Origin of the sequence: Paenibacillus sp. MMO-58 (assembly GCF_037146255.1) — a bacterium.
GTDB lineage: Bacteria > Bacillota > Bacilli > Paenibacillales > Paenibacillaceae > Pristimantibacillus.
On record NZ_JBBCVY010000003.1, the window covers coordinates 255,706 to 277,090 of the forward strand.

Genomic DNA, 21,385 nt, shown 5'->3' on the forward strand with positions numbered 1-21,385 from the left:
GCCGCTTTAATAACAGGAGCTTACTTATTCAGCATAGCATCGCGATACTGCCGGGGGGTAACCCCGGTTTTTTTCTTGAACAGACGATAGAAGAACTTCATGTCCGCATAACCGACGGCACCTGCGATATCTTCAACGCTGCTATGACCGGAGGTCAAGAGACGGCAAGCCGCATCCATGCGGATGCCCTGCACGTATTCGATCAGGCTCATGCCGGTATGCCGGCGGAACAATCGGCTGAACTGCCTTTCGCTAAGCTTGGCTTGGGCAGCGAGCTCGCCAAGCTTAAGCTCGGACGCATAATTACAGTCAATATAAGTGATGGCTTCGTCTACGCTTAACCATTGCGGCCGGTCGCCGGCCGGGGCAATAATCTGCAGCTTATGTCGATAGAGTCCCGTTAGTATTCGAATTACAAGCGAGGTAAGCACAGCCATATAAGCAGGCGGCTTGGCGGCAAACTCTTGATAAAGCTCGCGGAACATCGCATGATATTCCCCCGTAGAGTCTTTGACTGAAAACCAGGACAAGTCCTCATCCTTGAAAAAGTCCAAAATCTCAGTGGCAAAAGGGAAACCATCCCTTAATTCACTCAAATAAAAGGCCGGCAGCAAGCAGTTGTAGACGATAAGAGGCCGGTCTTTTTTAGGCGTTTTCGGACGGAATACGTGGCTTTGCCCGACAGGGATAAAAAACAACGTTCCATGCTCAACCGGAACGGCTTCGCCGGCAATATAATGAACGCCGGCACCTTCGCTGACGTACGTAATCTCGACAAATTCATGCGAATGCTCATCCATGTCAAAGCTTTCGTAGGCTCGGTTTACATAGAGCGGCACCCCGGGCTCGAAAAAAGACGATGCCGACATGACATAGGTGCTTCGTTTAATGCTCATCGTCCATACTCCTTCCAACGTAACTAAAACGATCTGTCTCTATCGTACGAAACCGTTTGCAAGATGTCCAGATCCACCTATGAAAATGTCCGGATCATCCCCTGAATCTCGTTCTCTCTTGCCATACAATCAAGTTAATGATGCTGCTTAGCATACTAGATTGCCGGAAGGGGAAATTCGTATATGTCTTTGTTGCAAGTAAACCATTTGCGTTGTGAATATCAGCATAATCCAATCGGACTCGGAGTTACGTCGCCGCGTATCAGCTGGCAGCTTCAATCGGATGATGTCCATGTGATGCAGCTCGCTTATCAGATTCAGGTATCCTGCGGATTGGACGGGTTTGATGAGCTGGAGCTGGTCTGGGATACCGGCCGCGTGGAATCGGAGCAATCGACGCTGATCGAATACGGCGGGCAGTCGCTGCAGGCGCGAAGCCGATACTATTACCGGGTGAAGGTATGGGATAACAAAGGCAACGAATCGGAATGGAGCGAGATTGCTTTTTGGGAAATGGGACTTCTTCACACCGCTGATTGGACAGCGGATTGGATTACGCCAGATGCGACGGCTATCGATCCGCAGTCGGAAGAGATTTTTATGCTCCGCAAAAGCTTTGCGGCACGCAGCAACATCAGCCGCGCAACCTTGTACGCGACTTCGCTTGGACTATACGAACTGGAGCTGAACGGCAAGCGGGTTGGCGATTGGGAATATACGCCGGGCTGGACGAGTTACTCCAGCAGACTCCAAGTACAGGCCTACGATGTGACGCAGCAGCTTGCGGCGGGGAGCAATGCAATCGGAGCTTATCTCGCGAACGGATGGTACAAAGGCGACTTGGCTTGGAACAATCAGAAAAGCATTTACGGCAACATTCGTGCGTTGCTCCTTCAGCTTCATATCGACTATGACGATGGAACGTCGGAGGTAGTCGTCAGCGACACGTCTTGGCGTGCGGCTACCGGTCCAATCCTCATGTCGGAGCTGTATCATGGCGAAACCTATGATGCCCGGTTGGAAATTCAGGGCTGGTCGGAGCCAGACTTCAATGATCAGGCCTGGACTGGCGTAACGGAACTTTCCCAATCGAATGATATCCTGGTCATGCAGGAAAACGAACCTGTCCGCATAACCGAGAAGCTCAAGCCTATCGCTCTTATTCATACCCCTTCCGGCGAAACGGTGCTGGATATGGGTCAAAACATGGTCGGACGCCTGCATTTCCGCATCGAGCTGCCGGCAGGTACGGAGCTGTCGATCCAGCATGCCGAGGTATTGGACAGGGAAGGCAACTTCTATATTGGCAATCTTCGCAAAGCGAAGCAGACGGTTCGTTATATTTGCAAAGGCGGGGAAGAGGAATACGAGCCGCATTTCTCGTTCCAAGGCTTCCGTTATGTGAAAATTGAAGGCTGGCCGCAGGATGTTGCGCTGAACCTGGATCAGTTCACCGGGCATGTCCTTCATACGGATATGGAGGCTTCGGGTGCTTTCGAGTGCTCTCATCCTCTATTAAACAAGCTTCAGCAAAATATTATCTGGGGACAACGCGGCAATTTCCTCGATGTTCCGACGGACTGCCCGCAGCGCGATGAACGTCTTGGCTGGACGGGAGACGCTCAGGTCTTCATCCGTACGGCTGCATTCAATTATGGTGTTGCACCGTTTTTCGCCAAATGGCTGCGCGACCTGAAGGCAGACCAGCGCAGTGACGGGGGAGTGCCGTTCGTTATCCCGCATGTGCTGGACGAGAACTCTCATTCTTCCGCAGCTTGGGGCGATGCCGCCGTCATCTGTCCATGGACGGTATACCTCAGTTACGGAGATAAGCGCGTGCTTGAAGAGCAATATGACAGCATGAAGGCATGGGTCGAGTACATTCGCAAGCAAGGCAGCGACGAATATCTCTGGAATACCGGCTTCCACTTCGGTGATTGGCTAGGCTTGGACGCCAAAGAAGGGGATTATGTCGGAGCAACGCCTAGAGATCTGATCGCAACCTGCTATTATGCCTATTCCACGGAACTCTTCGTCAAAACCGCCGAGGTGCTCGGCCGCACGGACGATGCGGAGCACTATCGCGAGCTGTACAACCAGATTGTAGCAGCCTTCGAGCGCGAATTCCTTACGCCTAACGGAAGGCTTGCCGCTCATACGCAGACCGCTCACGTTCTGCCGCTTATGTTCGGACTTGTCAAAGGCTCGGTGCGTGACCGACTGGCCAAAACGCTGGCAGACTACGTAACGGAGCAAAAGTTCCATCTGACGACAGGCTTTGTAGGGACGCCTTACCTGAGCCATGTGTTATCCGATAACGGCTATCACGATGTGGCGGTTAAGCTGGTGCAGCAGGAGGACTATCCGTCCTGGCTTTATTCCATTCACCAAGGGGCAACAACGATTTGGGAGCATTGGGACGGCATTAAAGCCGACGGCTCCTTCTGGAGCGACGATATGAACTCCTATAACCATTACGCTTACGGCTCTATTGGGGAATGGCTGTACAGGGTTGTAGCCGGACTTGATCTGGACGAATCTCAGCCGGGCTATAAGCATATTATTTTCCGTCCGCGCACGGATTCCGGCCTTACTTACGCCAAAGCCTCTTATAAATCCGTTTATGGATTGATCCGCAGCGGATGGAGTTCAGGCGTGGACGGGGCTGTGAGCTACGAGTTTGAGCTTCCTCCCAACACAACGGCGGAAGTGAGTTTGCAAGGCGCGTTGCCTGATGCCATCTCGGTCAATGGCGACGATCTTCGCTCGGCTCCTGGCGTTATTGATTTCCGGGAGGAAGGCGGATTGCTAGTGCTTTCCCTCGGGTCAGGCATCTACCGTATTCATGCCGCAGCCAAAGTAACCGTTTGAGAAAAAAAACCGTTCCCTTTTTCCGGGAACGGTTTTTTGCATGTAAAAGTCAGCCTTTTTGAGCGTGAATTTGCTTGGCAACGCGTTCCCCTAATTCGGTTGAAGCTTTTCTCAGGTAACCGAGTACAATAGCTTGGGTTTCTACGCATGCTGCGGAGAGATCACCGGCCAGATTGTTGACGAGATGATCCTTCTGTACCGGCTGCAGACGATCGTAATATTGACCGGCTTGCGTGAAATCATCGGACTTTGGAATTTCGGACCTCACAAGATGCCCTGCCACGTACCGGCCATTGCCGCTGGTTTGCATGGAGCCAGGAGTCCAGTTCGCCTGATGATTGACCGGCACCTTGCGGAAATCCGGTCCAATTCGGTGACGCTGCGAATCTGCGTATATATTCGAACGTCCTTGCAGCATTTTATCATCCGACAGCTCGGCGCCTTCCAGCAGATTGGAAGGGGAGAAGGCAAGCTTCTCCACCTGCTCCTGATAATCGTCCGGGTTCTGGTTCAGAACAAGCTTGCCGACCGGCAGGAGAGGGAACTGATCCTCATCCCAAATTTTCGTATCGTCGAGAGGGTCATAAGGAAGACTCGCCTCATCCGCTGGATCCATAAGTTGAACGTATAAGCCGTACTCTACCGTTTTTCCGCAGGCAAGCGTATCGTACAGGTCCTGACCGGCGTAATCCGGATTCTTGCAGCTGAGTTCGGCAGATTCCTCGGCGTCAATCGTTTGGACACCCGCATACGGAATCCAGTGATACTTAACGTAGGTGCAGATGCCTTGCGCATTCCTCCAGACATACGTATTTACGCTATGTCCGGGGATGTGGCGAAGACTCTTGACCGTTCCGGCGTCGGAATACAACCATACGATAAAGTGAGTCGATTCAGGCGCTCTTGCGATAAAGCTCCAGAACCTCTCGGGGTCAATTAAATTATTGATAGGCGAAGGCAAGAAGGCCTGTATGGATTCCGGGAAACGAATAGGGTCTCTGATCAGAAAGACGGGAATATGATTGAAAACCAGGTCGAAGACACCTTCGTCGGTATAAAATTTGGTCGCGAATCCGCGTACGTTGCGTGAAGTATCCGGGGTTCCCTTGTTGCTGACCGCGAGGGAGAACCTGACCGTAACGGGGACTTGATAACCAGGCTGCTGCAAGAAGCAAAGCTTCGTATGGGCAGCCATGGAATGTACGGTCTGGAAGTAGCCAAAAGCGCCCCAGCCTTTGACATGAACGGGTCTTTCGAGAATTTTGTTATGTATGAAGGTCTCCATCGTCTCGTGCAGCACGCTGTCTTGTTCGAGAATGGGGCCGCGGGCGCCTACGGTTTGCGAATGGAGTGCGGCCGGACTGTCGATCGCGCTCCATTGCGACGGTGATAAGCCATGGTGATGCTCTTTTTTAGTTGATTTCTGCTTAGGCATCGGGGCATTATTCTCCAAAGAACCTTGATTATTGTCCATCTATACACCTCCATCATTAATCTCTTGCCACCTTTATGTCTATTCTCGCGAGCGAAGTAAAATGCGTTTGGAATATTGTCTATTATCCGATCCTATCGGACGGAGGCCGGATGGAAGATTTTTTTCGCCTCAATCGGACATTAATACTCCCGGGATATGTTATGATTGGACAACAAGCGGAAAGGCTTATTGGAGGTAATAGACAAATATGGCGAAAGCAAAGGTGCCAAAGCGTCCAACGAGGGACGAGTTTGTATTAGAAGAGATAGGGAATCAGTTAAGCGAAGCTTTCCATGAAACATCTACGATCGTCCTCACCGTATGGGGCAGGGAAGAACCTGTTCAAGGCGTTATTACGGCGATGGATTCAAGGACAGGCAAAGTTCATGTCGAGACTTCATCGGGATTGGATAAAGTCCCGTTTATGGATATTATGAATGTCAGTTATCCAAGGAATTAAAAAGGAGCTTGTTAAGGATTGGACGATAAAGACGCGGTTATTCTGCAATACGTAGCCGAGGAACATAGCTTGACGAAAGCGGCGGAAAAGCTCTATATGACGCAGCCTGCCTTAACGTACCGGATTCAGCAGATGGAGCGGGAATTCGGCGTTCCGCTTATTGTCAAGCATGCGAAAGGCACGTATTTAACGCCGGAAGGCGAGGCGCTGGCCACGTTTGCCAGGAAGATGCGCGACGAGATGGCAGCGATGAAGGATTATCTTCTTAATATGAGGAGTCACGTAAAAGGCACGCTTCGTCTAGGAGTAGCCAGCTATTACGGCTTATACAAGCTGCCGCCTCTGCTTAGCAAGTTCAAGGATCTGTATCCCGAAGTGCAATTTCATGTCACCTGCGCTTTAAGCTCGGAGATTCTCGATTTGTTAACCGAGCAGGAGATTCATATAGGAATCGTGCGCGGGAATTACGAGTGGCAGGAAGCGAAGGAGCTGCTTCATGACGAGCCCATCTGTCTGATTTCCCATGAACCAATCGATCTTGATCGGCTTCCGGAGCTGCCGCATATCCATTACAACGACCCCAAGTCCAAGACGGTACGCGCATCCGCATCGACATTGGGCAATACCATTCAGAAATGGTGGCATGAGCATTATCAGGTACCTCCAAACATAGCCATGCAGGTTGATGCCTACGAGACTTGCAAGGAAATGGTCAAGCAAGGGCTTGGCTTTTCGATCGTGCCTGGCGTATTTGTATCACCGGAGGACGGTTTGCATTCGCTTGAACTAAAGCTGAAGAACGGTGAGCCGATCCGCAGAAATACATGGATGTTCTACCGGAATCAGACGCGCGAGCTGGCAATAGTAGATAGATTCGTTGATTTTATGACGAACGAGCATTTAAGCACATGAAGTCCTGCATGAGAGCATGCGGGGCTTTTTTATTTTCCCAAGACCCATAAAAAAAGTTATGCGCATCCCCAAAAAACAATTAATTGTACTTATCAGGCAGGTTTCCTTATTATTTGATACATACTGATGCATAAATATACGGATTTTTTAGAACAGGTGGGAACGACTTGATGAGCAACAAAGAATCCAAACAACGGATTGCGCAGGCGGTAGATACGCGTGATGCGCAGCTGCGTGAGCTGTCTCTTCGCATTCATGCGAATCCGGAGCTTAGCTTTCACGAGCATAAAGCGCAGCAATGGCTAACGGAGCCGCTGATTGAAGCGGGTTTTGCGGTGGAAAAGGGGATTTCGGGTCTTGATACTTCGTTCCGGGCAACTTGGGAAGGGACAACGGGCGGACCTACAATAGCGCTGCTGGCCGAATACGATGCGCTTCCGGGACTTGGCCACGGCTGCGGCCACAGCTTGATCGGAACGGCGGCGGTTGGCGCAGCTCTCGCGCTAAAAAGTACTTTCCCGGAGCTGCCCGGTAAAATCATCGTACTTGGCACGCCTGCCGAAGAGGAAGGCGGCGGCAAAATCATCATGTGCAACGACGGGGTGTTTGACGAGGTAGACGCGGCCATGATGGTGCATCCGCAGAACAAAACGATGGTGCTGCGCGGCGCGCTTGCATGCGTGGATGCTACGTTTACTTTCCACGGGAGACAGGCCCATGCGTCCTCTTCGCCGGAAAAAGGAATAAGCGCCCTGGATGCTCTTGTCAACGCCTATGTGGCAATTAACTCCTTGCGCCAGTTTATGAAGGAGGATGTCCGGATCCACGGTATTATTACGAAGGGCGGAGACGCGCCTAACGTTGTGCCCGAGCTGACCGAAATGGTGTTTATTTTGCGAGCGTCCACCGTGGAGGAACTGGAGATCGTCAGGGAAAAAGTATACCGAGCCGTCCGCTGCGCGGCAGAGGGCGTAGGGGCAGCGGTCGAGATTAAGGAAGGTCTGATCTATGCCGAGCGGAACAATAATAAAGCATTAGCAGGCTTATTCGCCCGCAATCTGGAGGAAGAGCTTGGCCTTGAGGTAAACGATCCTCCGCAGAAGGGCGGCGTTGGTTCCTCGGACATTGGCAACGTCAGTCAAATGACGGCAGTTATCCATCCTTATATCCGGCTTGGGGAAGCTACGACGCATACGCCGGAATTCGCGCGTCTTGCCGGTTCGGAGGAAGGAATGATTCTACTGAACCAAGCGGCGAAAGCTCTGGCTATGACCGCTTATGATCTCTGTTCGGATCGTGACGCATTAAGGCTCGTCCGCGCAGAGTTTGAAGAGTGGAGCAATTCTAAAAATGGGGGATAAAACAATGAAAGATCCGACTAAATCGACATCCCGGCAATGGTTTAAGATGCCTCATACGTATGTCATTCTTATTTTTCTCGTATTTGTTGCGGCCGCTTTGACTTACGTGGTTCCGGCAGGCGAATTCGAACGGGCCGAAGATCAGGCAACGGGCAAAACGCTGGTTGTGCCGAATTCCTATCATGAAGTTGATGCCAGCCCAGTAAGCCTGGTAAGCATCCCTAAAGCCATCGTTCACGGACTTGTTGATTCCGCTGACGTCGTCTTTTTCATCCTTATTATTGGCGGCACGTTCGAGATCATCTCTTCGACGGGGACGATTGAAGCCATTACGGGCAGGGTTGCTAGAAACTTCGCCAATAAAGGCAGATGGGTCATCCCGATCTTTATTATGCTGTTCTCGGTTGCCGGATTTACGATGGGCATGTCGACGGAAGTCATGGTATTCGTGCCGATCGGAATTGCCGTTGCGAGAGCTCTTGGCTTTGATGCGCTTACCGGAACGGCAATGGTCTCGCTGGGTGCCGCAAGCGGTTTTACGGCAGGGATTCTTAATCCGTTTAATGTAGGACTTGCGCAAGCCATTGCCGAGGTTCCGTTATTCTCGGGGGCATGGCTAAGGATTATCCTTCTGCTCTGTCTCATTACGGTAACAAGCTTGTATATCGTACGCTATGCCGGCAAGGTTCGTTCGAATCCGGAGAAAAGCCTTGTCAGCGAGCTTGAAAAGGAAGTCGAGACGAAAGAGCTAGATCTGAACAAGCTTCCCCGCATGCAGCTTAAGCATTATCTGACTTTGGCGGTTGTCATCGCAGGCTTTGCTACTCTGATCTGGGGAGTATCGAAGAAGGACTGGTGGATGGAGGAGCTTGCCGCCTTGTTCTTGACGATGGGTGTCGTCAGCGGATTTTGCGCGGGATACGGACCAAGCCGTATTGCTTCGGAATTCGTAAAAGGCGCAAAGGCGATTACTTACGGAGCGTTAATTATCGGTTTTGCCCGCGGGATTATGGTTGTATTGGATCAAGGCAGCGTTATCGATTCCCTTGTATACGGCTTATCAACTCTGGTTGGCGAGCTGCCGGGTCCGGTGCAGGTGCTTGGCATGTACTTGTTCCAGAACGTCATGAACATCTTTATTACATCGGGGACCGGGATGGCCGTAACTACAATGCCAATCATGGTACCGCTAGCGGATCTCATCGGAGTGACGCGCCAGACGACCGTACTTGCCTTCCAGCTTGGCGACGGCTTCTCGAATATGATCCTGCCGACCTCTTCGGCACTCATGGGAAGTCTGGCGGTGTCCGGCATTCCGTATCAGAAGTGGGTAAAATTCTTCTGGCCGCTGATGTGTATGTGGATCGTAATCGGAGCGGTTCTGATGGTTATTGCCCATATGATTCATTATTAAACGCGAAACGTGCCGTCCTGTTGGATGAGCACGTTTTTCTTTTTGGCTGAAGGGGGAATTGCCACACCGGTGAAGAATAAGATAGCTGAAGCTGTTTCAACGATATTGTGACCGCTTTCACAACTGCTGAATTTCAATCACTCACTTTCCGGGAGGACATTATGAAAATCCAAAGCTATGAGTTGTTTCAAGTTCCGCCGCGTTGGCTGTTCCTGAAGATTGAAACGGATGAAGGAATTACGGGATGGGGCGAACCAATCGTAGAAGGCCGTGCCGAAACGGTAAAAGCTTGCGTTCACGAGCTGATGGAATATTTGATCGGCAAAGATCCGATGCGGATTGAAGATCATTGGTCGATGATGTATCGTTCGGGATTTTATCGGGGAGGCCCAATTCTGATGAGTGCGATCTCCGGAATCGACCAAGCCCTGTGGGATATAAAAGGGAAATTCTATAACGCTCCAATCTATCAGTTGCTGGGGGGTGCCTGTCGCGATACCATGCGCGTATATTCCTGGATTGGCGGAGACCGTCCGGCCGAGGTGGCTGAAGAAGCGAAAAGAATCGTTGCCGCCGGATTTACCGCCGTGAAGATGAATGGTACGGAGGAGCTTCAATATATTGATTCCTATGACAAAATCGATGAGGCCGTTGCCCGAATTGCAGCCGTGCGGGATGCGGTTGGATCGTCCATTGGGATCGGAATCGATTTCCATGGGCGTGTCCATAAGCCGATGGCCAAGATTCTGGCCAAGGAATTAGAGCCGTACCGTCCGATGTTTATCGAAGAGCCGGTGTTGCCGGAAAATAATGAAGCTCTCAAGGAACTTACCAAGCATACGTCTATTCCGATTGCGACCGGCGAGCGGATGTTCTCGCGTTGGGACTTTAAGCAGCTGCTCAGCGATGGGGCAGTGGATATTATCCAGCCGGATCTGTCGCATGCAGGCGGAATTACCGAATGCAAAAAAATCGCCTCGATGGCGGAAGCCTACGATGTGGCGCTCGCGCCTCACTGTCCGCTTGGACCAATCGCATTGGCCGCTTGTCTACAGGTGGATGCGACCTCCCATAACGCTTTTATCCAAGAACAAAGCCTTGGCATTCATTATAACGAGACGGGAGATTTACTTGATTATCTGAAGGATCCGGCCGTATTCGAATATCAAGACGGTCATGTGACAATCCCCCAAGGCCCTGGCCTCGGAATTGAAATTAACGAAGAGCATGTAAGACAAATGGCCGCTGTCGGGCATAATTGGAGAAATCCGGTGTGGCGCCACCGTGACGGCAGCATTGCGGAATGGTAAATCAGGACGCTTCTATGTATAAAGCGATTATTTTCGATCTGGATAATACCTTATTGGACTATACCTATAGCGAAGCGGAATGCATGAGAAGGACGGTTCGCGAACATCATCTGAATCTGGACGATGAAGCGAGCTGGAATACATTTTGGCCAACGTATCTGGGACACAACTTCAAGCATTGGATGGACTTCGTTCATAAGCGGGGACCCCATCGAACAATTGAAGACGTGCTTATTCATTCGTTCCGCGATACGATTAGCCTTCATGATTCAGCCTATGAGAAGCTATCTTCCACCTATTGGAACCACTTTTGCAATACTTGTTATTTTGAACCTGATGCGGAAGAGGTGCTTCAACAGGTTCATGCGACGCATAAGCTGGGCATTATCTCGAATGGATTAGGCTTGGCACAACGGAAGAGACTCGCTGCCGGTCAAATCTATGAAAAATTTCATTCCATCATCGTCTCGGATGAAGCGGGCGTACGGAAACCGGGAAAAGAAATCTTTGATCTGTCTCTAGAGGAGCTAAAGCTGTCAAATCGCGAGGTTCTCTTTGTAGGAGATTCGTTAAGCGACGATTACCACGGAGCTCAAAACGCCGGAATCGACTTCTGCTTCTATAATCGCAGGGCAGTATCCGTCTCGGACGAGATTAAACCCACCTATACAATAGGGACGTTAAGGGATCTCATTCCGGTAATTAAAAGTTAGGGGTATAGGCATGACGATACACGAAAATTCGAATTTAGCTTCCGTTAAGGTGATTTCTCTGGGGGACTTTGGCGACGCTGAGCATTTGCGAGAGAACGCGGGTAGCATTTTACGGCTTGCGCTTGAGGCAGCGGGCGCTCAAGATGGCCCAATCGTTCTGGAGGTGCCTTTCGGAACCTATCATTTTTATCCGGAGCATGCAGACAAAGCCGCTTATTATATTACCAATACAGCCAGCGAAGAAGAGAATCCCGATATCACGCGAACCGTCGCCTTGTGGATGAAAGGTCTTCGCAACTTTACGCTGGAGGGGAACGGCTCCCTGTTTGTTATCCACGGCAAACAAACGATGCTGCTGCTGGATGGCTGCGAGAATATGGAGATTAGCAATTTGCGCTTCGATTATGCCCGGCCGACCGTGACCGAGATGACAGTGGAGCGGTGCGGAGAATACGAGGTCGACGTTCGCGTGCATCCGGACTCGCATTACAAATTGGAGGACGGACAGCTTACTTGGGTGGGGGAAGGCTGGACTTTTCGTGAGGGACCGGTTCAGCACTGCGACATAGTCGCAAACCGTACCTGGAGGGTGGACGATTGGCCTTCACAGGCAGAGCACGTTGAGGAACTCGGCAGTCGTCGCCTCAGATACCATTTTGCTGAAAATGCCTTACCGGATGTCCTGCCCGGGATAACCGTTCAAATGCGCGATGGCATACGCGATCAGGTTGGCGTTCTGATTGCAGGCTGCAGGCGGGTTCGCCTGAACGGCCTGGGAATTCATTTTATGCATGGATTAGGCGTTGTTGGCCAGTTCAGCGAAGAATTGACCTTTACGAATCTGGAATTGGCGCCGCGCCTTGAGAGTGGAAGAACGGTAACGGGATTCGCCGATTTTATCCATTTATCCGGCTGCCGGGGGCTTATTTCCATTACGGACAGCAGGTTTGCAGGTGCCCATGACGATGCGATCAACATTCATGGTACTTATTTGCGTATTGTCGGCCAACCGGCACCGGATCAAGTACAGGTAAGATTCATGCATCCGCAAACGTATGGATTTCAGGCTTTCTTCCCCGGTGACGAAGTCGCTTTTGTCAGCGCGGACAGTCTTGCATCCTATGCTGCCGGAAGGGTTGCCGCGGTAGAGAGGCTTAATCCGCGCGAGCTCCTCCTGACCTTGGAACAGCCGGCTCCCATCCTGCATGGGGAGCAAGATGTTATTGAGAATCTGACGTGGACCCCGGAGATCGTAATTGAGAGGAACCATTTTGCCCGCATTCCGACCCGCGGCATATTGGTAACGTCGCCAAGAAAGACGATTGTTCGGGATAACAGGTTCGAAGGCATACACATGAACGGTATCCTGGTCGCGGCCGATGCGAATTCATGGTATGAATCGGGTGCGGTTAATGATTTGCTGATTACGGGGAATCATTTTGAGGACAGCGGCGGGATAGAGCATCCGATTATCCTAGTCGCTCCCGAGAACGAGTTTTCGATGGCAGAAGTACCGGTGCACCGAAACATCAGAATAGAGGGTAATCGGTTTGAAGTCTCACGAACTGCGCTGCTTTCGGCGCGGAGTACGGAAGGGCTTGTTTTCCGCCGAAACGAGGTTCTGGTCGACCAGTTAGGCGAAAGCGTAGAAGAGCCGGATTCCAGCGGGCTTTTCATGCTAGAAAGCTGCAGCGGCGTTGAAATAGAAGGAAACACGTTCCGTATGCAGAAATCGTAAATTAACAGAAGAGACAGCCGGCTCCGGCTGTCTCTTTTGCTTTCTATTGATCCTGCTCGCTCCAAGCCCGGTAGATGCGGCGCACTTCGCGGAAAGACTGTTTTGGCTTGCGGTATTCGTTGACCAGACCTTTGTTATTAAAGCTGCGCGCCCGGTCGCGGAAATGCCTGCCGCTGCTCTTCAGATCACCCCGGATATCCGCAAATTGCCAAATATAAGTGCCTCCTATGCGAGGATCCTCTCTAAAAATGCCAAGCGCTTCAGTAACGATATGCGCCTGGTAATCCTCGCTGAACAGCCTTGGCTCCCAGCCGACATCGCCAAAGATCCCGGCGCCGCCGAATTCGGTCATTAATATTGGCTTATCTCCCGCACCCAATTGTTCCGCACGCTTATGGAACTGTTGAAGCATATCCTTAAAGCCTTCAACCTGGCCTTCATACCAGCCATAATATTTGTTGATGCCGATGACGTCAAAGAGCGGAAGCAGGACATCCTCCAGCGGATGCATGGTGGCATAGGTAACGAGTCTGCTGGAGTCCAGCTTCCTCACGAGCTCAACCATCCTCTTGGTCAGCTCGTAAGCGTCTTGCGTTCTTGAATCGATCTCGTTATGAACGGACCAGAATACAACAGAGGGGTGATGGATATGCATATGGACCATCTCTTCCATCATCGTTAACGCACGATTCTGAAATAGAGGTTCGCAGACGGTCTCGTTCGGCAGCATAGCTCCCCAAATCGGAATCTCGCTCCAGAAAATGATCCCGTTCTCATCCAGCATATCCAGCCAATACGGACTTTGAGGATAATGGGAGCCGCGAACCGTATTGCAGCCAAGCTCAAGAATGATATCCAGATCCTTCTGCATAAGCTTGGGAGGGAAGGCGAAGCCCCATTCCGGGTGCTCCTCATGCCGATTAATGCCTCTTAGATAGACGGGAGCACCATTGATTAATATTCGGTGATCCTTTGTTTCGATTTTGCGGAAACCAATCCGTTCATATTTGTCGTCTTGTTCGATGCCAGCCCGGAAAAGATAGAGCTCCGGCCGTCCAGGGTTCCATAACCGGACGTCAATCCATTGGAATTCGAATTCAAGCTCTTCCGTTTGTCCGGCTCCCACGCGAACTTGTTCCGAGCGAATCAACTGATTGCCTTCGGATAACGTGAAAAGAGCGGATTCATCGGTTTGAGATAGTGAGCAGAAACGGACTTGAATCTTTATGTCGGCAGCAGCTCCATCCAGCAAATAATTTATCGCGAATTTATCGATATAGATATCCGGTAAGGTCTGTAGCTCAACCGAGCGAATAATACCGCCGTAATGGAACCAGTCGACTACTTCGGTCGGAATGGTCAAGCGGTCGAGCGTGCTGTCTGTCCGGACAATCAGCTCATGCTCCCCGGCAGGCAGGGAGGGGAGAATAAATTCGAACGGCGTATATCCGCCATAATGGTAACCAAGATGTTGTCCATCGAGATAGACATCGGCATGGCCTAATACGGCATGGAATATAAGCCGGACATGCTGAGTATCTTCGGTCCGCAGCTTTTTCCTGTACCAGGCGATACCCTCGTAATCATACAAATGAAGTTCGTTATTCCAGCAGGAAGGCACATAGAGAGATTTCCCGGCATGTGGAAATCGCTCGAACCACTTCTTTTGCTGTCCCGTATTTTCGGGATCTTTGACAAAGTCCCATGGCCCGTCTAACAGCATTGTTTTACGAATATGATGCTCCGGAAAAGTACGAATCAATGCGGATCCTCCTTAAGCTTCAGCTATTCATAGCCGGTGTGGTAATCGTCTGATAATATGGATAATATAGCATGTCGGTTCGGGCAGCTGAATGGAAGAAACCGAGAATCGCATGTCATTTTCGAGCCTGTTTATCTACTGATCGATTCTAGGAGGTTATGCATGATGACAGACCTTAGCCAAACAACTAAACATCTTGTTATCCATATCCACCTCATTCTCGATAAATCAACGTATCCCGGCTGGAAGGATATTCGAAACCTTGTGAATGTGCATAGCTTCTATTGGATACATGAGGGGAGAGGGACCTTCCTGACGAACACCGAGCATCAAGTTGAGGCGGGCATGCTGGCGTATTTAAGGCCGGGATTGGAGATGTCCATGCGCTCGGATCCGGAGGCGCCGCTTCGTATGACCATGGTGTTGTTCGATTGCGCGGAGCTTGTATACGAGGCGGTATGGAAGAATGCGATGCCGGTTGGTAAATTGAGCTTCCCTTTTCTAAGTCGATACGGAGATCCGCAAGCCGAAGAGCTTGGCGCGTGGTTCCGAGAAATCAATCAGAGCTGGGCTGCGCGAATAGCGGATGGCTCCAGCGTTCCCGAATCCCAGCTGCTGCTGTTACTGAACAAATTGCAGCACAGCAAGGAGCCGGATTGGAATATCGACGAGTCGGGCGTTTTTGCTTCTTATGAGAAGATTAAACAAACCCTGGAAAGCAGCTACAAAGAAAATTTGCGAATCGAACAATTGGCCAAAGCATACAGCATTTCTCCTTCGTATCTTCGCAAGATGTTCCTGAAGCATACGGGGATGGGACCCAAACCATATTTGGATCATATACGCAACCGGCAGGCATGCGGTTATCTTGTCTTTACCGATTATCCTATCAATCAAGTGGCCAAGCTGTGCGGGTATTACGAGGAATACCATTTCAGCAAAATGTTCAAACAGCATAACGGCATGTCGCCAAGCCATTATCGGATAACGAAGAGGGCGGAGGCCGGTACGATCAACGAAGAAACATAGCCGATAGTTGTGAAAGGTTCCCGGTGGCCTGCCCAATCATCGGCGTTATGATTTTTAACGAAACTATAGCCTTAATTGCCTGAATGCGGCTGCCTCTGGAATCTAACGAAACTTCATAACGTTATACGACCATTTTCAGGCATCATAGCGCTTATTCGCGGTAAATAGTGATATCAGGCTTCGTTAGATTTCCCTCACAGCCAGTTTCGGGCAAATAGATTAACATAGTTTCGTTAGCCTCGCATCAAAAAATAACGCCATCAGTATTACCCGATGGCGTTATAGTCCTCTTACTCCTCCTCTTGTTCCACGCGTAATACAAGAAGATTGGAACGTATGGTAAGCCGCCGCAATAAATCGTCTATTCTGAAGCTGACGGAGGCTTGGTTCTCGACCTGCTCATCAGGCGGCAGGAGCGACTGCTCGGCTCTGAATCTGACGGTCAGGGACTGGCCGGAAGACAGATTGCCTAGCGGTATGCCCTGTGCCGGATCCGCATTGCTTACGCTTCTGCCGTTAATATCCACGCTGTTTGGTATAAATAGGGTTCCCTCTTGAAGTACATCATGTAGAGTCACATCGTTAATCGGCAAATCGCTCACATTCGTCACCGTTATCGTAAATCTCACCTTATCGCCTACAAAAATCGTAGTGGAATCGGCATTTTTTGTTACGACAAGAGGTGCTCCAATGACCCGCAGGACTGCATCTGCGCGTACCAGTCCAATTTGGGACGATTCCGCCAATATCGTATTCACGATCGGAGTACCTGGGACTGCATTTTCCGGAACTGTGAAAGGGAAGATAAGCGTCAACGCTTCGCCAACGTCCTGTGATACGACGGTGCCAAAAATCCCAAGCAACGGATCGGAGACCCGGATGTTTGTTAAAGGAACATTACCCGTGTTTTGTCCGCGCATACGGAAAAAGACGGTTTCTCCAGGCAATGCGATTGGAGGAAATACGGTCTTGGCGATCTCCAGTTTCGGATCCGCCGGGATGGTCACATTGGCGGATGCGGTAACAGGAGGAGTCTCATTCGAACTTAGAACGGCTGTGTTGGTGAGAACGGTCCCGCCGCGGGTACCTGCAGGAATGGTAAATGTCCGGGATAGCTGAATAGAGAATCCGGGTGGGATTGTATCCGCAGTTTCGTTTATTCCCAGTAATTCATCTACGAAGCGCAAGTTTGTGAGCGATGTGTTTGAATTATTTTGGATAAAAAAGGTGAAGGTGACCGTGTCTCCGGCCAAAGCGACCGAGGGCTCGACACTTTTGGTCAGGTTAAGCACAAAATCAGGCTGTACGATAAGCGTTGCAGTCGAAGAAGACTCTCCCGTCTCGGTTGATGTTGCGATTGCCGTATTGGACAGCACGGTTCCAGCCGGAGCGATTGGCACGATAAACGGAAGAGGAATGATATAGACCGAACCAACGGGCAGTGTTGGAATAGTTGAGTTAAAACCGAGAATAGCGTCCGTTACGATGACATTGGTTAATTCTACATTCCCCGTATTTTGAACGCGGATGGCGGCTGTTACCGTCTGACCTGGCGGTGCCTCGGCTGGCTCAAATATTTTACTGATTTGAAGCGATGCGGTCGGATCTACGGTAACCGTAGAGATTCCTTCTTCGGGATTGGTCTGATCGGACGTGGCAACTGCTGTATTCACAATGACTGTACCCGGCAGAATGCTTGAAGGCACAACGTAAGGGAACGCAAGCGTCCGGCTTTCACCAGGGTTAAGAGTACCGATAGCACTCGCTACCCCAATGGTATCATCCCTGAGTTCAACACCTGTCAATACAACCGTCCCCGCATTAGCAACCGTAATCGTATAAGTAACGGTGTCGCCGGGGGAAACAATTTCCCTGTCCGGTGTTTTGGTAACGGTCAAAACCGGAGGCAAAGGGTCTACAAGCACATTTGCGGTAGTATCTGTCGTATCGGTCTGATCGGAAGCGGCCGTACTGCGATTTTGAATAACCGAGCCAATTGGCGTACCTACCGGAATGACGAATGAAGGCGTAAAGGATTCAGATGTTCCTATCCCGAGAGTGGGGATAACGACACTCAGCCCCAGTAAAGCATCCTGGACTAAAACATTGGTCAGCGGAACATTGCCAGTATTCGCAACCGTTATGGTATAGATGACTGTAGCGCCAGGAAGCGCGTTTTCCACGCTTGGTGTTTTCGTAATCGAGAGCTCGGGAACTCCCACTACCGTTACATTGACGGATTCTTCTTGAGGCGCGGTTTCTGTTGAAGTGACTATTACTGTATTATTGATGATTGTTCCGGCCGCAGCGGTTGGAGGAATCAGGAATGGAACGGTCTCGGTTACGGACACACCAGGCTCAAGGAATTCAATGGTATTCACATAACCAAGCAGCGGATCAGAAATAACCACATTGGAGAGCGTGGAGTTTCCGGTATTTGTCACGGTGAACGTAAAATGTACCGTACTGCCAGCAATCGCTTGAATCTGGTCGACGGATTTGTCAACCGCAATGGAAGGTGCTTGATTTAATATTTCCAGGGAAGCGTCATCGATGTCCGATACGGTTAGAGTCTCAAACGTACCCGATACGGCAGCTGCGTTTACGAACGGGTTTACGGACAACTCCGGGACGATAAACGGGAAGCTGACCGTTCGCTGATCTCCAATTCCCAAAGTGCCAATCACTTCGTCTAATCCAATCAAAGGATCGGATAACCGTACATCGGACAAAACGGTATTACCGGTATTTGCAACGACCAAAGTGTACGTAACTTGATCCCCTCGCGCAGCCTGCGGAGGTGAAACCGATTTGGAGAGCGAGATATCCGGCTGTCCCAGCACTTTCACAACGGCATCCGACTGGGCAGGTCCAATCTGGTCCGTCGTAACGGATGCGATATTCACAATGGTCTCGCCTTGCAGGGCATTGTCCGGAATGACAAAAGGAACCGTAATGATGATCGAGTCTCCAGGATCTATCGCCTCGTAAATCTGGTCAACATTCAGTACGGGATCGGTGATGCGGATATTCGTAAGTCTATCATTACCCGCATTCGTTACGTTTATCGTATAGATAACGGTTTCTCCCGGAGCGGCAACCTGAGGATTAACCGATTTGACCAGATAAATTTCCAGAACTGGCGGAACGACTATCGTTGCGGTATCGGATACAGGCGGCGCTTCATTGGAAGTAGCAACCGTCAGGTTATTGAAGACGGTGCCTGCTAAAGTGCCGGCAGGAACAAGGAACAGTACATTAAAGGAGCGGGATTCGCCGGCGGCAAGCGAGGGGATTACATCCGTAAAGCCAACAAGATCATCCTTAACGACAATATTGGTAACTGGAGCATTGGATAAGTTGGTGACGACAATCTGATAGGTAACCGTATCGCCGGGAGGGACGGTGAGACGGTCAGACGATTTTGTAATAGATAACTGGTAATCAGGGAGCACGATAACTTCGGCTTGATCCTGAACAGGGAGGGTTTGATCCGATATCGCCAATACCGTATTAACGATAATGGAGCCAGCTGGAGTACCGGGCGGAATGACATAAGTGGCGTGCAGTTCGACAGTCGATTCAGGAGGAAGGAAAGAGATAATATCGACCAGACCAAGAAGCGAATCTTCAATGTGAACGTTGGTAAGCGGGAAAGGCGCCGGATTTTTGATCGAGAAAGTATAGGTGATGACCTGCCCGGGCAATGCTTCCATTGGCTCAACGGTTTTGTTAATAAAGATTTCAACAGCCTTCTGGACAAAAACAATATAATCCTCAACTTCCCCGTCTGTAGCCGGGCCCAAGCTTCGGGTATCTGCAAGCTGTCCCGGCGGATTCGCATTCACCAGCGTATCGGTTGTTAGACGTATTCTAACAAAGGTGTGGTCCGAGCTAGGAGTCACGCCAAAAGCAGGGAAGAAATGAAGCTCATAGGTTTGAGTGCCGGGAATCGAAGGTATCGTCAATACAGGAGAAGCCTCTTCCTCTTGGAAAATGCCATCCCCGTTAAAATCTACCCACGCATACAGATTAGCCGATATACCTGTCGTATTAGTAACGGTCACGGGGAAGGAATAGAATCCTAAAGTTGCAATCAAAATGGGCAAAGGCAAAACCACGCCATCGTCTTGAATGCCTTGCGTCAAATCATCGCCGGTTGCATCAAAGTTTTGATGGGCATCCGTCTCAGCCGTAACTCTGGTGCCCAGAAACAGATTGTTAACGAGTCCGTGACGAGGACCATCGGAGGAAAGCAACGTAGAATAGTTGTCCGGTCCATTGCCCGCAGCAACATCCGGCGCATCGCCAAAGTCCAGATTAATAGTAGCTAGTGCGCACATAGTAGCATCGTTGAAGGAAGAAGAGACCGTTGAAGAGAACCGGCTTGCGGCAGATGTATTGCCGGAAATGGTATAACGGTATATATTCCCGTCGTTATTCGAAATGGCATAAATCGTACCTGTTGCATCAAGGGCAACCGCTCCAAAAGGCCCCGTATTTAAAGGCGTAGTTGTTATATTCGTAATTGTCCCCGTGGTTGGCGCAATTCGCTGCATTAGCCCAGCTGGCGTTATGGCATACAAATTGCCGTCCTGCGGCCGGTATACCCAGTCGCTGGAGTTGAGTGCGCGGCTCAAAGCTACTCCAAAGTTGCTAGTCTGCTCCAGAAAGCCGTTAGCCGGATTGACAAGCTTCATGAACGTCGCGGAATTCGGTCGAAGATCAACGACATAAAATCTTGTCTCATTATTAACGAACAGATACAGGAATCCGTTCAAATCGAATGTTCCGACATTGTAAGTGTCTACGGGCAGGCCAGGCGGAAGAGGAGACAGGGTGATGACATTTCCGTTGTTGTCTACGCGGACGATACGGTTATTTAATTGATCATAGCCATAGATGTAATTATCAAGCGAATTATAGCCAATGCCGTTAATATCGACAGGCGGGCTGACGGTTCCTTGAACAACGGCAGAGCCCGTAACGATATTAATGTTGTACCAGATAGAAGGACGACCGGAAAATTGAATCATACTCGTGGTGCAGCCTAACGGGTTATTAATCGTGTCATGACTGAAGTTATTGCCGCTGAGCACGGCGTTCCCCGTAACCTGAGCCGCTGTAACGGTTAACGTTAACTTGCGAGGTCCATTGGACATGGTAAAACCTGCAGGCTGGGAAAAAGCAACCGGGGGACAGGTTGAACCGGGATTGCCAACGGTCTCATACACCGTATACGTCCCTGCTGCGGTGATCGAAAAGCTGTAACTGCCCGCCGCATCGGTTTGCACAGGCGTGCAGGTACCGCCGGTACTGCTAAACAAGACGACGAATGCACCTGGTATTCCGGGTTCTCCGACGGTAAATATCCCGTCATGGTTCAAATCGTTAAAAACAATTCCCGTAATTGTAGCTGGCATTGCGAGTGTGGATACCTCCTTT

General features: G+C 50.4%; 13 protein-coding genes. 9 read left to right on the forward strand and 4 right to left on the reverse strand.

The features are described 5' to 3' along the window. Positions 1-20: 20 nt before the first annotated feature. Complete coding sequence (locus WFJ73_RS12260) at positions 21-896, reverse strand: AraC family transcriptional regulator (protein WP_336773328.1); 876 nt, start codon at positions 894-896, stop codon at positions 21-23. Positions 897-1,079: 183 nt separating this feature from the next. Between WFJ73_RS12260 and WFJ73_RS12265 the strand changes: the two genes are divergently transcribed. After that, positions 1,080-3,767, forward strand: coding sequence for a family 78 glycoside hydrolase catalytic domain (locus WFJ73_RS12265; protein WP_336773329.1), 2,688 nt, complete (start codon positions 1,080-1,082; stop codon positions 3,765-3,767). A 49-nt stretch (positions 3,768-3,816) separates the two neighbouring features. Here WFJ73_RS12265 and WFJ73_RS12270 read toward each other — a convergent pair whose 3' ends face one another. Further along, on the reverse strand, positions 3,817-5,241 hold the full coding sequence (locus WFJ73_RS12270; RefSeq protein ID WP_336773330.1) for a catalase: 1,425 nt from the start codon (positions 5,239-5,241) through the stop codon (positions 3,817-3,819). A 208-nt stretch (positions 5,242-5,449) separates the two neighbouring features. On the opposite strand from WFJ73_RS12270, the gene WFJ73_RS12275 reads away from it, so the two are divergent. From WFJ73_RS12275 to WFJ73_RS12305, 7 genes are all read left to right on the forward strand, one after another. Next, positions 5,450-5,701 (forward strand): YolD-like family protein, encoded by a 252-nt coding sequence (locus WFJ73_RS12275; protein ID WP_336773331.1) that lies wholly within the window; start codon positions 5,450-5,452, stop codon positions 5,699-5,701. Positions 5,702-5,719: 18 nt separating this feature from the next. After that, on the forward strand, positions 5,720-6,613 hold the full coding sequence (locus WFJ73_RS12280; RefSeq protein ID WP_336773332.1) for a LysR family transcriptional regulator: 894 nt from the start codon (positions 5,720-5,722) through the stop codon (positions 6,611-6,613). 170 nt (positions 6,614-6,783) lie between these two features. Then, positions 6,784-7,974: a M20 family metallopeptidase gene (locus tag WFJ73_RS12285; protein ID WP_336773333.1), complete on the forward strand. Its 1,191-nt coding sequence runs from the start codon at positions 6,784-6,786 to the stop codon at positions 7,972-7,974. Positions 7,975-7,978: 4 nt separating this feature from the next. Then, positions 7,979-9,388, forward strand: coding sequence for a YfcC family protein (locus WFJ73_RS12290; RefSeq protein ID WP_336773334.1), 1,410 nt, complete (start codon positions 7,979-7,981; stop codon positions 9,386-9,388). Positions 9,389-9,549: 161 nt separating this feature from the next. Then, positions 9,550-10,698, forward strand: a complete 1,149-nt coding sequence (gene dgoD / locus WFJ73_RS12295) for a galactonate dehydratase (RefSeq protein ID WP_336773335.1) — start codon at positions 9,550-9,552, stop codon at positions 10,696-10,698. Further along, complete coding sequence (locus tag WFJ73_RS12300; protein ID WP_336773336.1) at positions 10,692-11,411, forward strand: HAD family hydrolase; 720 nt, start codon at positions 10,692-10,694, stop codon at positions 11,409-11,411. Before dgoD ends, WFJ73_RS12300 begins: the two co-directional genes overlap by 7 nt. Positions 11,412-11,421: 10 nt before the next feature. After that, positions 11,422-13,149, forward strand: a complete 1,728-nt coding sequence (locus tag WFJ73_RS12305; RefSeq protein ID WP_336773337.1) for a right-handed parallel beta-helix repeat-containing protein — start codon at positions 11,422-11,424, stop codon at positions 13,147-13,149. A 43-nt stretch (positions 13,150-13,192) separates the two neighbouring features. On the opposite strand, the gene WFJ73_RS12310 is transcribed toward WFJ73_RS12305, so the two are convergent. Further along, the gene (locus WFJ73_RS12310) at positions 13,193-14,911 is read right to left on the reverse strand and encodes a glycoside hydrolase family 2 TIM barrel-domain containing protein (RefSeq protein WP_336773338.1); all 1,719 of its coding nucleotides are present in this window, start codon (positions 14,909-14,911) and stop codon (positions 13,193-13,195) included. Positions 14,912-15,073: 162 nt separating this feature from the next. Here WFJ73_RS12310 and WFJ73_RS12315 point away from each other — a divergent pair, with 162 nt between their 5' ends. Next, positions 15,074-15,940 (forward strand): helix-turn-helix transcriptional regulator, encoded by an 867-nt coding sequence (locus tag WFJ73_RS12315; protein WP_336773339.1) that lies wholly within the window; start codon positions 15,074-15,076, stop codon positions 15,938-15,940. 290 nt (positions 15,941-16,230) lie between these two features. On the opposite strand, the gene WFJ73_RS12320 is transcribed toward WFJ73_RS12315, so the two are convergent. After that, positions 16,231-21,363, reverse strand: a complete 5,133-nt coding sequence (locus WFJ73_RS12320) for a DUF7507 domain-containing protein (RefSeq protein WP_336773340.1) — start codon at positions 21,361-21,363, stop codon at positions 16,231-16,233. Between the last annotated feature and the right edge of the window lie 22 nt (positions 21,364-21,385).

What these genes read in the sequence shown, in the direction of transcription:
- WFJ73_RS12260 (WP_336773328.1), bottom strand. Translation starts at nt 896, where the DNA reads ATGAGCATTAAACGAAGCACCTATGTCATGTCGGCATCGTCTTTTTTC.
- WFJ73_RS12265 (WP_336773329.1), top strand. Translation starts at nt 1,080, where the DNA reads ATGTCTTTGTTGCAAGTAAACCATTTGCGTTGTGAATATCAGCATAAT.
- WFJ73_RS12270 (WP_336773330.1), bottom strand. Translation starts at nt 5,241, where the DNA reads ATGGACAATAATCAAGGTTCTTTGGAGAATAATGCCCCGATGCCTAAG.
- WFJ73_RS12275 (WP_336773331.1), top strand. Translation starts at nt 5,450, where the DNA reads ATGGCGAAAGCAAAGGTGCCAAAGCGTCCAACGAGGGACGAGTTTGTA.
- WFJ73_RS12285 (WP_336773333.1), top strand. Translation starts at nt 6,784, where the DNA reads ATGAGCAACAAAGAATCCAAACAACGGATTGCGCAGGCGGTAGATACG.
- WFJ73_RS12290 (WP_336773334.1), top strand. Translation starts at nt 7,979, where the DNA reads ATGAAAGATCCGACTAAATCGACATCCCGGCAATGGTTTAAGATGCCT.
- dgoD (WP_336773335.1), top strand. Translation starts at nt 9,550, where the DNA reads ATGAAAATCCAAAGCTATGAGTTGTTTCAAGTTCCGCCGCGTTGGCTG.
- WFJ73_RS12300 (WP_336773336.1), top strand. Translation starts at nt 10,692, where the DNA reads ATGGTAAATCAGGACGCTTCTATGTATAAAGCGATTATTTTCGATCTG.
- WFJ73_RS12305 (WP_336773337.1), top strand. Translation starts at nt 11,422, where the DNA reads ATGACGATACACGAAAATTCGAATTTAGCTTCCGTTAAGGTGATTTCT.
- WFJ73_RS12315 (WP_336773339.1), top strand. Translation starts at nt 15,074, where the DNA reads ATGATGACAGACCTTAGCCAAACAACTAAACATCTTGTTATCCATATC.
- WFJ73_RS12320 (WP_336773340.1), bottom strand. Translation starts at nt 21,363, where the DNA reads ATGCCAGCTACAATTACGGGAATTGTTTTTAACGATTTGAACCATGAC.